We start from the raw sequence: 14,544 nt of genomic DNA, 5'->3' as shown, positions 1-14,544 counted from the left end.
CAAGCAAAAGGCGATTTTCGTGTGAACCAGCATCGTCACCCCGCGCAAAGGAAGCGGACTTCGCTTAGAATAGGGCCATGTTATCACCATCCCGCCGGCATTTCAAAGCCGTGAAGACGATGAAGCAACGTCACCCGCAGGCTGCAATTTGGACCACCCTGTGCTTGTGCATGGCCGGGGTGAACATTCCCCCTGTGGCTCACGGCCAAGCCACCAGCAGTTCGAAAAGCCAGTGGGTATATCTTGGTTCCGACGGCAAGTTGGTTTATAAAGCCACGCCGACCGGCGACCGGATCATGGATTTTTCCAGCGCCGGCTACATGGGGGGCGGCGTAGCGCTGCCCACCGTCCCGGTGAAAATGACCATCAAGCCGTCCGGCGGCGCGGACGACACAGCCACCATTCAAACTGCGATTGATGCGGTTTCCAAAATGCCCTTGGAAAACGGCTTTCGCGGCGCGGTATTGCTGGAGCCGGGAACGTATCCCTGCGCCCGGCCCGTTACGATCATCACCAGCGGCGTTGTGCTGCGCGGCAGTGGCGGCGGCGAATCGGACAGCGGCGCCGAGAGTTCAACCATCACAATGACCGGCGGCAGGCATAGCGCCATTGTGCTGGGAACCAGCAATCGGCGTCGGGCTAGACCGACCGAAGAAGGCGGGCGCAGCCCCGACGAAGAGCCGCCGGAGCCCACCACGCCCATGGTGAAAACCGCGCCCACGGCAATTACCGATGCCTACGTGCCCTCGGGAATCTCCACATTTACCGTCGCCGATGCCTCGCACCTAGCGGTGGACGATACCATTGCCATCAAGCGCCCGGTCACCGACGACTGGGTGAAGTTCATGCAAATGGACAACCTCGTCCGCGACGGGAAGCGCGAAACGTGGATCGGCGTGGGAAGAGACATCATCACGCTGCGAAAAATTGCGGCGATTGCGCAAAACAAAATCACGGTCGACATTCCGCTTTCCGATTGCTTGGATGCAAATTTTTTGAAGCCAACGGGAGCGACGGTCTTCAAAATTGTGCAACCGTCGGCGATATCGCAGGCCGGGGTAGAACATTTGCGCATTGTTTGCCCGCCGCAGGCAGTGGCGATGACGGCCGCCACGTACTCCGGCATGCACATCCATGGTAACGATTGCTGGGTGCAAGATGTCCTGATGGAAAATACGGTGAACTCGGTGGGCATTGGCGGACAGCGAATTACGCTGTTCAAAGTGGTGGTGAATCACGAAAAGCCAACCGAGGGAGCAGCCAAGCCGGCCGATTTCGGCACCAACGCCAGCCAATTGCTGCTGGATCGCTGCTCCGGCAAAGGGGACGACGTGTTTTATGCGGCGACAGGCAGTGAGCAGAGCGGCCCCATTGTGCTGCTCAATTGCACTTTCTACGGCAATGGCCACATGCAACCGCACATGCGCTGGTCGACGGGCATGCTGGTCGACAATTGCACCGTGCCCGGCGGCGGCATCGATTACATGAACCGGGGCGAAATGGGTTCCGGCCACGGTTGGACAATGGGTTGGGCCGTGGCCTGGAATTGCATTGCCAAATCGTTCGTCATTCAAGATCCGCCGGGGGCGAAAAATTGGATGATCGGTTGCCTGGGAGAGAACGTGCCCACGGCGCGGCCGTTCGATAAGGAGCCAAAACTGCCGCTGGGCGTTGTCGATTCGGAAAATAAGCCGGTCGGACCCCAAAGCTTGTATTTGGCCCAATTGGCCGAACGGCTGGGTCCGCAGGCGCTGCGAAACATTGGTTACGAATCGAATTCGGTGGGAATGTTCCCGAATAAAGTGCTCAAGCATTAGCCAATGGCCTGGCAAACGGAGCGGCTGGCGTGGCAAGCTGGCGACTGGCGCGAACAATTCTGATTTTTTTGGGAATTGTGCGACACCTGGCGGCGTCTAATCGCCAATATCTTATAGACTGACCGCCTGTACCCAGAGACGGCCACGTGCTCGATGAGCCAGCCCAACATGCTGTAATTCGCGGTTTACAAGCCGGCGACCGCGACGCCTGGGCCAAACTGTACGACAACTACAGCTTGGACGTGTGGCGTTACGTCGCCAGGTTGTTGGGCCCCGATGCGGCAACCGTGGCCGACGTGGTGCAAGAAACGTTCCTGGAAGCGGCCGGTTCCGCCGGGCGGTTCGATCCGCAGCGCGGCACGCTGTGGAGTTGGCTGACAGGCATCGCCCATCACAAGCTGGCGGCCTGTTGGCGACAAGCCGCCCGGGCTGCGCGCGTGAAAACACTAGCGGAAGCGCAGGCAATTTCGCTCCACCGCCGCCTGAACGACGGGCAACCTTTTCCACTGGCCGAACAGCGCGAACTCGCCGATTTGGTGCGCGCCGCACTGGCGGAGCTAACTCCCGAGTATGCCGCACTATTGACCGCCAAGTATTTAGACGAACACAGCCTGAGCCAAATGGCCGGACAATGGGGGAACACGGTCGAGGCAATTAAATCGAAATTAGCGCGGGCCCGTGCGGAGTTTCGCACCCAGTTTGAAATGTATTTTCCAGACGATCGCCCCACACCGAAGAAAGCAACTGCGAACCAGCAACCAACGCAAGCCAGCGAAGTTGAACAGAGCCGAGACACGCCATGAACGACGAAAACTCGAATCCCAACGCAAATTCATTGCCGGATGATGAAGCGCAAACAAAAGCCATGCTGCGCGCAATCGAGGCCGATGCGCCTGCTGCCGACGAGCAATCGCTGGTCGAACTGCGCCAGCGAACGTTGAGTGTATTTGCCGCCGCATCAAAACCGGCAACAGGTTTTCACAGCACGCCGCGGGCCAAGCGGCCGAATTGGCTGCGGCGCTCGCTGGGGCTGGCCGCCATGGCGGCCGCCGTGGTGGTGGGAGCCTTGTTATTCACGCGGAATCCGGTTCGCGGTGCGCCGCAATTCTCGCAGGTCCTGGACGATTTGCGGGCTGCGAAAACGTTGGAATTAAAAGTCACCAAAGATGGCCAATCGGCCGACGTGTGGATTCAAGCGCCGGGCCTGGTGCGCTGGGAAGATTCGCCGCAGAAATATCGCATTGCATCCGGCTCGCGGCTATGGCAAATCGACGAAGCCAACAACACCGCCGTCGCCGGCGATTCCCCTTGGTTTTTAGATCCGCACAAGCAAATCGATTTGCTCGGTCTGTTGGGCCTGGAGGTTCACGATGCCTCGCCGTTGCTGGCGGCCCGCGCGCAGGGGCTGGCGGAATACGCCGATCGGCATTGTTATGTTTATCGCGTAAAACTTCTGGCTCACGATGGGCCAATCAATATCGAGGCGTATGTCGATGCGCAATTGAATAAGCTCTTGGGCATTACCGCCCGGCCCGAGGGAGCGCCTACCGTCGGGCCGCCGCTGGCCGAGCTGCAATTAGTGGCGATCAACGGCCCGGTCGACGATTCGAAATTCGTCGTGGCGAAAACGCTGACGGAAGATGGGCGGATTGGAAAAATTGTCGATTCCCAGGGATTGGTCGTGCTGCGGCCCATGCTGGCCCAGCGCTGGACGCCCATCAGCAGCGAAACCTTATTGAAAACCGGCGATTGGCTGCGAACCGACATTCGCGGCGCCAACGCCGTGAAAATTCGCCTCTCGTCCGAAGCGGAGCTAACGCTGGGGCCGGGTTCGCTCTTGGAATTGATTTCCCCCACCCAAGCCCGGCTGCATTCGGGCGAGGTGCAATACAACGCACCGAAACGAGAAGGACAAAAGAATAATGCATTTGTGTTCGAGCTGCTGGGTCCGCAGAAAGAGAGCCAGAAGTTAGCCGCCGCCAATAAGCAGATTTGGCGAATTAATCGGGATGAAAAACTGGTCGAGGAAAAAGTGCGCCCGCAGTGGCTGGCCGGCTTTGAAGGCGCCTCCAGCAACGAATCGCTCGGCTCGCTGATTGTGAATCTGCCCGATCATCCCAACGAGCCCCTGGACGTAGGCTACCACAAAGTCAGCGTGGAAATTCGCGATCAAATTGCCCGCACTACCATCGAAGAATCGTTCGTCAATCACACCACGGAACGGCTGGAGGGCGTGTTCTATTTCCCGCTGCCGCAAGATGCTTCGATCAGCGATTTCGGCATGTGGATTGGCAACGCGCTGGTGGAAGCCGACATCGTCGAAAAGCAGCGCGCCCGTGAAATTTACGAAACCATATTGCGCGAAAAGCGCGATCCCGGCCTGTTGGAATGGACCAGCGGCAATTTGTTCAAAGCCCGGGTGTTTCCGATCGAGCCGATGTCGGAAAAGCGGATCAAAATTGTTTATACCCAAGTGCTGCCGCTGCGGGGAAACAAGTACCGTTACACCTATGGCCTGCACAGCGAATTGCTGGCCAGTCATCCGCTGCGCGAGCTTTCGCTGTCGGTGCAAGTGAATTCCGCGTTGCCGCTGAAAAGCGTAACGTGCCCCACGCATTCGGTTCGCACGGAGCAAACAGAGCATTCGGCCCAGGTCGATTTTGCCGCGCAGGAATACACGCCCCAGCGCGATTTTGAAGTGGTGTGCGAAGTGGAAAGCCGCAATTCCGACGTGGTGGTGGTGCCGCATCGTCGCGGCGACGACGGATACTTTCTGCTGCAATTGACGCCGCCCGGACCGGAAGGAAATTTCCAGCGGGAAGTCGTCGCCGACGGCAAACCGCTGAATTTGGTGCTGCTGTGCGACACTTCGGCTTCCATGGATGCCGAAAAACGGAAACAGCAAAGCGAATTTGTGGCCACAATGTTGTCGTCGCTGGGCGAAAAAGATCGCTTCCAATTGGCGGCTGCCGATGTCGCCACCACTTGGGTTTCGCCCGAGGCAATGTCGCCCACGGCGGAAAACATTGCCCAGGTGCGAGAATTTTTGGACAAGCGGGTATCGCTGGGCTGGACCGATTTGGATCAGGCATTTGCCGCCGTGCTTAAGCAAGCGCCGACCGATGCGCAAGTGGTATACATTGGCGATGGCATCGTGACGGCGGGCGAAACTGATCCGGCCAGTTTTGTAAAACGGTTGGGCCGACTGATTGCCGGAACGCCCGCGGACGGATCGTCTAAACCGGCGCAAGCAGACGAGCATGCCGCTAAGCCGCAAGCGGATACATCGACAACTTCGACACAGCGCTCTTTCCACGCCGTGACCGTCGGCAATACGTACGAGGCGATTGTGCTGCGCGGAATTGCCGAAGTGGGCCATGGCTCGGTCCGCAATATTGGCGGGGAGCGCATGCCGCAGCTTGTGGCTTTGGAACTGCTGAACGAACTTACGCAGCCGAGCTTGCGCGACGTGAACGTGGAATTTCACGGCCTGCAAGTGGCGGCGGTTTATCCGGAGCATTTGCCGTCGCTGCCGGCGGGCACGCAGCAAATTTTGGTGGGCCGCTATTTGCCCACCGGCGCCGATCAACAAGGCGAAGTGGTGGTGACCGCCAAGCGCGGCGCCGAGACGGTCCGTTACGCGGCGAAAATCAATCTGAAAGATGCGGAAGCCGGCAATTCGTTCATTCCGCGATTGTGGGCCCGGCAGCATTTAGATCATCTGCTGCAGCAGGGGCCGAGCGAAGCCATCCACAATCAAATTATCGCGCTGTCGGAAGAATTTCACATCATTACTCCTTACACGTCGCTATTGGTGTTGGAAAGCGATGCCGATCGAGAGCGTTTTGGCGTGAAAAAGCGATTCACCATGCGCGATGGGGAACAATTCTTTGCCGCAGGGCGCGACAACGCCAATTTCGAGCTGCTGCAAAAGCAAATGAAGCAGGCCGGCGATTGGCGGCTGCGGCTGCGCTACCAAGTGCTGCGCGAACTGGCCGGCTTGGGACGCAACGGGCCACTATTGCAACAGCAATTGCAAGCACTCATGGGGGACAACCGCTACATCACGGCCGGCCCGATCGCAACCGGCGGCGTCGGATTACAGCTAAGCGCGGAGAATAATTCGTACACCCGCTATCTTTCGATTTCCGGCGGGAATCTGTTCTACGCTGGCGTTCCTCGCTCCGGCTTATCAAGCGTGAATGCACAGACAGATGAATCTGCATTTGAATTTAATGGCATTGGCGGCGGTGGCGGCGGCGGCGGCTTCGGCAGGCGGATGAACATACTTAAGTCTTCCTCCGACTTCGGATTGTTGGCGGATGGGCTCGAAACGCCGCTGAGCGACAGCAGCAAGGCCGATATTCCCTTTTATCCCATGGCCGGCCAGCAGCTCGAAGATGATTTAGAGCCTGGTCAAAAGACATTCAACGGTCCTCTCGATGCGGCAGAATTCGACGGGAAAATGGAAACAACGCCTCTCGCCATGGGACTACCGGAAGTGAGCAAGGACGAACTGTCCGAGCCGGGAACGCCGCCGCTGGTATACCCTGACGCGGCGTTTTGGCGAAAAATCCCGACAGGCGGCCGCGGCTTTGCCTATGACCGTCGACGTGCCGGCGAGGGGCAATTGGGCGATGGAGAAGGGCTAGACTTGAACTCCCTTTTTTCGCCGGCCGTGTACGAGCAGAAATCCCGCGACGTCGCCTACACGATTGCCAAGCCCGTGTATGAGTATGGACGGATGCCGTATTGGCACACCGAGCCGCCGTACACCGGCTGGCTGAATACGCTGTTTCCGGCACTGGCGGCTCCGCCGGTTAAGCCGGCGCCGGAGAAAGAACCGGAAGGGTGGTCGGCCGACGCCATTGCGCTTTCCAAAAGCTTGCTGCGCACTGACTCGCTGGCGAAGCTGACCGGCGGCATCGAAATGGTGCGCACGACCGATTCGTTCGATCCACGCTGGAGCCGCCACATCGGCCAAACCAGCGACCTGGTTTTATATTCTCCTACCGCCTGGCTCATGCGCTCTTTAGATCCCAGCAGCCACATCATTGTGAATTATTGTGACGAAAAAGAGCGGTTGGTTTTTTCGCAAGCGCTATTATTGGGGCGCACGCGGAAGTCGATCGAGCGGGAATTGAAATCGCTGCCGATGGGTTGGAGCGATTACTCGCAAACGGCGGCGTATGCCCAGTTCAGCGGTAATTCACACGCCAAAGTGGAATCCGCCGGCGAAAATCGGGCCCAGCTCATGATCACGTTCGAGCATTCCAAGGAGGAACGGAAATTATTGATCGACACGGCCCGGCACGTCTTGCTAAAAGACGAAACATTCCAGGACGGCAAGGTGACCAACACCATTGAATTTTCCGACTTTGTAGATATCGGCGGCAGTTTGCTGGCAAGGCGTGTGTTGGTCAGCAATGCGAAAGGGCAAAAGACCAGCGAGACCAAGCTAGAAGTGAATTTGCTCGCTCCGCAGGCTTATTCCGCCCGCGTGAAAACGGAATTAGCCGCTCGGCCGCAAGTGCAGTTTTTGCAAGTGCCAGGCGTGCCGCTAAAAACGGCGCGGCAGCGCGTGGCCGATGGCTCGGCCAGTTTCGACGACCGCATCACCATGATGCTATACAACTGCCTGTTGCAGCAGTGGGACGAATTGCTCTCACAGCTTGATGCCACGGAAAAGGCGGCCACCGACAAGCCCGGCGTGCATTGGCTGCGAACCGTGATTCTGGCGACAATTCGCCGCAATGAAGAAGCGCGGCAGCGCTTGCTGGAGGAAGCCCACAAGCTGGCGGCTGGCAAGCAGCCTCACCAGGTGTTCCTGGCCGATTTTGTGCTGGACCAGGCCCAAAGCGTGTGCAGCCCGGCAGAGCTTCTGGAATTTGTGCAGATTCTGGAGCCGGTTTATATCGAACAGCCGGCCGATATCGATTTGAAATCGCGCTGGCAGGAGCGGCTGTTGGGCTGCTACGAAAGTTTAGATCGTCAGGCCGAAGCGCTGGCGCTGCGCCGCACCCTGGCCGAGCAAGCCCCCTGGGATGTCAACCGACAAATTGAATACGCTCGAAAATTGTTGCAGGCCGGCCAATCGCCAGCGGCTTACGATTGGGTGCAGAAAGAATTGGATCGCCCGATTGAATGGACCGACGGGGAAGATGAATCGCTGCGCGCGGCGCTGGCGGAATTTTATCGCAGCGAAGTGCGCTGGGAAGATCTGCTGCATTACACCACGGAGTGGATCAAGCGCAATCCGCCATATGGCCGCGCGTATCAGGAGCATCTTTCGGCGCTGGTCTATAACAATCAGCTTGAGGCAGCCAATGCCTTGGTGGAAAAGTGGCTCAAGGAATCGCAAATGGAAGGCCCGCTCCCGCGCGATCAACTCGCGCGGTTGGATGTGGCGATTTCGTTCGCACAGGGAAATTGCTGGAATTTGCAAATTGACCAGGGGGAGGAATTGGCCGAGCGTTGGGGTGAGCCGCTCGCCCAGGTTGCGATGTTTTTCACGCAGCACAAGGGGCACTTCGACCTGGTGCAGCGGATTGTCAACGACTATCGCTTCGCGCAATGCGATGCTTGCGACCGCTTCCGCGGCTTTGTGCTGGGCTTGCTGCAAAGCGATTTAGAGAAGTTGTCGCCGGAGCAAATCGGCAGCTTTGTGAGTTGGGCTTTGTCGGGGAGAATTGAATTGCCCGAGGCGCTTGCCGGCCGCAAGCAGCTAGACGCCTCGGAAATTCCCGACAGCGTTTGGAAAAAGATTGCCGATGCGCTGCACGAGCGCTGGCTGCACATGGAAGATAAAGACGAAAAGAATTCGCTCAGCGAGTCGCTGCGGACGATTTACGCCGCGCGCTTCGACAGCGCCGAGTTGCTGCCATTTTTGCGCGAGCGGATTGCGTCGGCCCCCAAGGAGTTCAAGCCTGGCTACATTTCCGCGCTGTTTGACGCGCTTCTCAGCCACAAGTGGACCGAGGCCAACGAGCAGGAGGCGTTCGGGTGGTGGCATCAATTATCGACCGCCGAGGACGACACCGCGCGGCTGGGCGTGCAAATTCCAGCGCTGTATCGGCTGGTGGATGGCATGATTACCGCTCGGCAAGCGCACGACGAGCAAGCATTGCACGATGAGGGAAAAACCGACCAGCTCACGCGCATCGAGCTGCGCGATAAAAAAGCCGAATTTGCCAAGGCTTCCAAAGCGGCTCTCTCCGATCGATTGGCTGCCGAGGCGACCAAAGTCGAAAACGCAAACAAGTCCGACCCGCACGATTTACCCTTGTTGCCCTGGCTGCACATGGAGCAAGCGTATCTCGACGTGCAATTGAATCAAAATCTTTCGCAGGTGGAAGACTTTTGCTGGAAGATATTGGGGGACGCACCACCGAAGCTCAAGGAAGATTCCGAAGCGGAACTAGCGGACGAAACAGCCGATGCCGTTCTGGCCCAACTGCGCCGCAATTTGCTGGATGCGATGTTGCGTCAACGGGCGTTTATCACCGCCATGAATTTAGCCGCCCGGCGCAATGCACAGCCGGCAACCATCGACCGCATTTTGAAATACATTGACGCCGGTATCGAGCAAGGCGGCCCGCGCTTGGCCGGTTGGCGGGCGATGAAATTTCAGATGTTGGTGGCGCTGGATCGTCCCGACGAATTGGAACAGCAACTGCGCGGCTGGATCCGCAGCGATGAAACCACTACGCCGTGGCGGAAGGCGTTGGCGCTGCTATTGGCCGAGCGCGGCCGGCTGGAGGAGGCCATTCAACTGTTCGAAGCGGCGGAAAAATACAAGTTGCTGAGCGGGCCCGATTACCGCACGCTGGCCAATTGGTATTTGGTGAACAATCGGCGTGAAGATTACGATCGCTGCCGGATCGAAGCATTCAAGCGCATGCCGGAAGGCGTTTTGACGAATTCGCTATGGGGCATAAACAATCGTTGGCAGCGTCGAGATTTGCCGCCGCCAGCGGAGCTGGACGATGATACGCTGTTCGCCGTGCGAGCACTGCTGGAAAAAACATCGCAACCGGGAAATTATTTTGGGGTCGTGCGGCAATTATATGAATCGACGCGCGACTTCCGTTTGCTGGAGGCCATTCCCGACGGCGCGGTGGGGCGATCGCCGGAGCAAATTTATCCCTACTTGCAAAACGTGCAGGGGCAAATTCTCAGCGCCGTGCAAAAGGAAGCCGCCAACGACGAAATCATTGCCCGAATTCAAAAACTGCGCGAAGGAAAATTGACGACCACGGACGGGCGGGCACTCGATCTACTGGAAGCGATGGTCCAGCGGCGCTCCGCAGAAGTGCTCAATCAGCCCGGCCCGCATGTCGATGCCTGCGTGGCAGCGCTGAAGCGGGCTTTCGACCGCGATTGGGCCAACGGCGAGCCGGCTTTGATGGCCGGCCTTCTCAACAGCCTGGGCAAATTGCCGCAGCCGGCGATGGTTGACGAGCAGCTGCGCGAACTGCGGGAATTGCGCGGCAAAGCAATTGTCGGGAGCCGCGACCACTTGCTCATCACCAACCACCTCAGCAATTTGCTGTTCTGGTCATACGACAAACATGATGAGGCGATTGAGCAAATGCAGGCCGAAGTGCGTAGTTATGATTTGGCCCATCCGCACGGCTGGCCCGCGCAAGATAACGACGTGCTGGGCGACTACGTGCATTTGTATGAGGGTGCGCGGCATTTTGCCGACGGCGAAACCGTGTTGCAGAAATATCTGGCCACGCCGGAAAATGAGCAGCAGCGCAAGTGGCTCGATAATCGGCTGTTCGAATTGTATGACAACGCCCTGGATCACGATGGCGAGGTCTCGCTGGGCAAAGGGGACGAACTGTTTCACAATCTGTTGGCCGAGGGACTTAAGCAGCTGGACCATGCGACCGATGAAAACGTGCGCCACGATACGGTCGCGCGGTTGTGCAACACGTTTGCCATTGCTCATCAACATCATTTCGCCGATGCGAATAAAGAACTGCGAAATTTCGTGTTCAAGGTTATTCCCGGCGTCCTCCCGCGGCAGCAATCGCGCTACCACGATACCGCCAATGCGCCGCTGGGAGTCATCCGCGAAGCATTGGGCCTGCGTGCGGAGCTGCGTTACCTTGTGGAACGGATGGAACAATATCCTGCGTGGCTAAGCATTGGCTACAACAATGTGTGGAACGCCTTTGGTTGGGAATTGGCACAGCGCCGCGAAGAAGCCGCGAATACGCACGTGGACATTCAGGAGTTAGAGCCCCGGATTTTAAAGCTCGTGATCGCCGAATTGCAGCGCGATTTGCGCAGCCGGCAGGCACGTAATCGGACCGTCTACGCCATCAACTACAGTTACTTTTGGGCGGGAAAGACGGACGACTTCGCCCAGGCGGCCGAAGAAGTGTACTCGGCAAGCAAAAATTCCGGACGCAGCGTGCAGTACATTGCCAATTACTTGTGGGATGGATTGCGCCGCTTTTCACGCGCGATTGAAATGCTGCTGATCGCCCAGCATCAAGGGCTGCTCGATGAAGGGATGCAAGAGCAATTGGTCGATTACTTGCAGCAGCAAAACCGGCACGCGGAATCGATTGCAATTCTGGAGCCGCTCATCGAGCAGCATCCGGACAACATGCACTATCGCTGCCAGTTGATGGCAGCTTATTTCCATACTCAGCAGCCTCATCAATTGGCGGAATTAGTCAAGCAAATCGACGAGCACTTCCACCAAGGCGGACGCTGGCAGGAAGGAAGCATCGCCGAGCTTGGCCGCACCTGCAAAGATTGCCAGTTGTACGACCAGGCCGTCGGTTATTTGAACGAGGCCATTTCGCTGCACCAGCGCGCCAATGGCGGCGTGACGCTGAACGATCAATGGCTATCCGATCAATACGAAGCGTTGGCCAGCGCGCAAGCAGCTCTCGGGCACACCAAGGAAGCCGTCGATGCCGCGTCGGGAGCAATTGTTTGCTGGGGCAACCGCCAAGATATGCGGCAAAATGTTCTCAACACGCTCCACTCGGTGCTCAGCCAGTCGAAAGACTTGCCAGCCTATTTGAAACAGCTCGATGAAGAATCGGCCAAAAGCGGGCAAGACAGCCCCATTTTGCGCAAGGCGATCGGGCAAGTATTCAAAGACCGCAAAGAGTATGAACCCGCGATCAAGCAGTTGCAACTGGCCGCGCAATTGCAGCCCAACGATCGAGAAATTGATCAGGCGCTTTTGGAATGCTACGACCAGCTTGGCAAGCGGGCCGAGGCCACGCGGCAGTTGCTGCAGTTAATCGCCAACGACCAACACCACATCGACTTGTACGAAAAGTTGGCCGATCGGCTGAAAGATCAGCCGGCCGAAGCGGAACGGGCCGTCACCTCCATCGTCGAAGTCGGTTCGCAAGAAGCGGAAAACCACACGGCCCTGGCCACCATTCGCGAGCATCAAAATCGATGGGACGAAGCCATTGCACAATGGGCCGACGTGGCGAAATTGCGCTCGCTGGAGCCCACTGGGCTTGTCAAGCTGGCCACAGCACAAATTCACCAGCACGAGTGGGCCGCCGCGCAGCAAACCATCGAAAAATTGCAGCACACCGACTGGCCGCAACGGTTTAACGACGTAGGCAACCAAATTCGCACGTTGCAAGAACAACTTCCCAAAAAATAATCTAGCAAGCGGTAGGCTTTACACATCGACCACGGTTTTGCTGCTGCCGTCGCTGTAGGTAATGACGGTTTGCACGCCGGTAACCGTCGGCTGAATTGTGCTCAGTTTCAAACCTTGAATCACCGCCGGCACGAACGAATTGCCGTTCATTACGCCAAAGCCATCCCCATTTTGCAGCTCGTGGATCACCAACATGCCGAAGCCGGCAGCCGTAGCCGCGGCTTTGTGCGCCGCCAGAAATGCGGTCATGGAAGCCGGATCGGCCCCCAAATTCGCACCCAAATCGCCACGAATTCCCAACTCGGTTATGCCCAATTGAGAACGGGCCAGTTTATTTTTATCGGCCCAAGCGGTGGCCACGGCGTAGCGATTGGCAAGCCAATTCGCGTCCTGCGGCGTTTTGAAGTAGGGGGGATAAGAAAAACTCCAATTGGGCTGCGCGAAATCAGATTTGCGCTGCGTTTTTTGAGCGGCACTCAAAGTTGCGTCAGCGTCGATGGCGGCGTTCAAATCGCTAGTGGCTTGCGCCAATCCGCCGGGATGGTTTTGCGGCGGAAACGTCAACCGGTGGCAATCTTGATATTCGCCTGCTTCGCCTTGAAATGCCACGGCGATTGGTTCATACGCATGCCAGGAATAACCCGTATTGGCGTCGTAGCCGTAGATTGGCAGTGCAGTTAATCCATCGCCGCCAGCGGCGCCGCTTTGAAAATTATCGAGCGCGTTATAATTTGTGCCCGCTAAAACGAGAAAATGGTTAGGCAAAACGCCCCGGATGGCATGCCAATAAAACATCAGCTGCGAAGCCCAAGCGGTTTTGCCATTGAACGCCGCAAGTGGCGGTGGCTCGTTGAATAACTCCAAGGCCACGCTTGCCGGATCGAATGCCGACAGCGCTTTGGCCAGCGCCGTCACCGCGGCCATCATTTGCTTGAACTTCGGCCCGGAAATTCCGTCGATCACGTCGTTGCACGACCAGCCGGCCAAGGGAGGCCCTTGCATAAAATGGACATCGACCAGCACTTTCAGCCCCGCCGTGATGCGGCGTTGAACTCCCGCGGCGATTTGACCGGCCAAATTGTTCAACACCGTGGCACTGGGCGCGGACAGGAGCGTGCCAGGATCGACGGCCAATCGGACCAAATCGAATCCTGCCGCTTTGATGGCCGCCAGCCTGGCATTGGACATGACGACCGAATCGACTCCGCCGTTTTGGTACGGATTGGCAGCATACATGTTGCCGCTTACCGTTCCCCAGCCGAACGGCTGCATGCAGTTTAATCCCAGCAAGGTTTTGCCGGCGACGACGAATGTCATGGTTTGGCCCTCGAGAGTTGATCCATTTTGGACAGTGTTTCTGCCGCTTTCCATAAAGTGTACACATATACATGATAGGGTGGTCCAATTTCAAGGCACACCATGCCGCCGCCGTCGCCTAATTTGAAAAAAATGTAGTGATGGCTGTCCCAGCCACCGGCGTGTCACTCGAGAAAAACGGCTGGGGACAGCCGTCGCTACACTGCGGAATGGCCCGGGCCGGCTCTTTCCCGCAATCGATTTTCAACCCAGGCGAGTCAAAAGCGATTCCGAGCCAAAATCTGCGAGCGCATCGTCACTGGCGTCCGCAGGCGAGTTGTGCACCTGGCGAGAGTGGGATTGCAGATTCGCCCGCGAATCCAGCGCTGCAAAATAACCATCGACGGCTGCCCAAGGCGCAAGCTGCAACTGTGCTAGATGGGTGGCTGTCGCGGAAATCGCCGAATTTTCATGAACAGAATTGCTCTGCAATTCGAGTTCTGTCACGTCCGAGGGCGCCGCCCCATCCGGGACTACAGCCGGGATAAATACAGCTGGGACAAATAATGTGCTTCTACTTGTCGAGAAATTGCTTGCCACCGGCTCACTGTCCGCTTGAGCATTCACAATCGAAATGTCTTCCGAAAGGAGCAGGGGAGTTGTTGAAACAGGCGGTTGAGAAGCTGTCGCGTCTGCCGGCAACAATTGTGCATCCTGCTGCGGCAGTGCAGCAGGGGGATTCGCGGGTGCAGCGAGGATGGTCTCGGACGGGGTGGA

At 57.6% G+C, this 14,544-nt stretch carries 5 protein-coding genes; 3 read left to right on the top strand and 2 right to left on the bottom strand.

Features of this window, described 5'->3' with window-relative positions:
• Positions 1-77: 77 nt before the first annotated feature.
• The 3 genes from VFE46_06945 (at position 78) to VFE46_06935 (ending at position 12,471) form a co-directional block, all read left to right on the top strand.
• On the top strand, positions 78-1,817 hold the full coding sequence (locus tag VFE46_06945) for a hypothetical protein (protein HZZ27730.1): 1,740 nt from the start codon (positions 78-80) through the stop codon (positions 1,815-1,817).
• Positions 1,818-1,963: 146 nt separating this feature from the next.
• Positions 1,964-2,620, top strand: a complete 657-nt coding sequence (locus VFE46_06940) for a sigma-70 family RNA polymerase sigma factor (GenBank protein ID HZZ27729.1) — start codon at positions 1,964-1,966, stop codon at positions 2,618-2,620.
• On the top strand, positions 2,617-12,471 hold the full coding sequence (locus VFE46_06935; protein HZZ27728.1) for a VIT domain-containing protein: 9,855 nt from the start codon (positions 2,617-2,619) through the stop codon (positions 12,469-12,471). The genes VFE46_06940 and VFE46_06935 overlap by 4 nt, the downstream gene beginning before the upstream one ends.
• An 18-nt stretch (positions 12,472-12,489) precedes the next feature.
• On the opposite strand, the gene VFE46_06930 is transcribed toward VFE46_06935, so the two are convergent.
• Together VFE46_06930 and VFE46_06925 are read right to left on the bottom strand one after the other, a co-directional pair.
• Positions 12,490-13,788: a cellulase family glycosylhydrolase gene (locus tag VFE46_06930; protein HZZ27727.1), complete on the bottom strand. Its 1,299-nt coding sequence runs from the start codon at positions 13,786-13,788 to the stop codon at positions 12,490-12,492.
• Between the two features lie 243 nt (positions 13,789-14,031).
• Positions 14,032-14,469, bottom strand: coding sequence for a hypothetical protein (locus VFE46_06925; protein ID HZZ27726.1), 438 nt, complete (start codon positions 14,467-14,469; stop codon positions 14,032-14,034).
• Positions 14,470-14,544 lie beyond the last annotated feature (75 nt).

This window comes from Pirellulales bacterium, from assembly GCA_035656635.1.
GTDB lineage: Bacteria > Planctomycetota > Planctomycetia > Pirellulales > JADZDJ01 > DATJYL01.
Note: the sequence above shows the minus strand (reverse complement) of the source record. Positions and strands in the feature narration are given on the sequence as shown.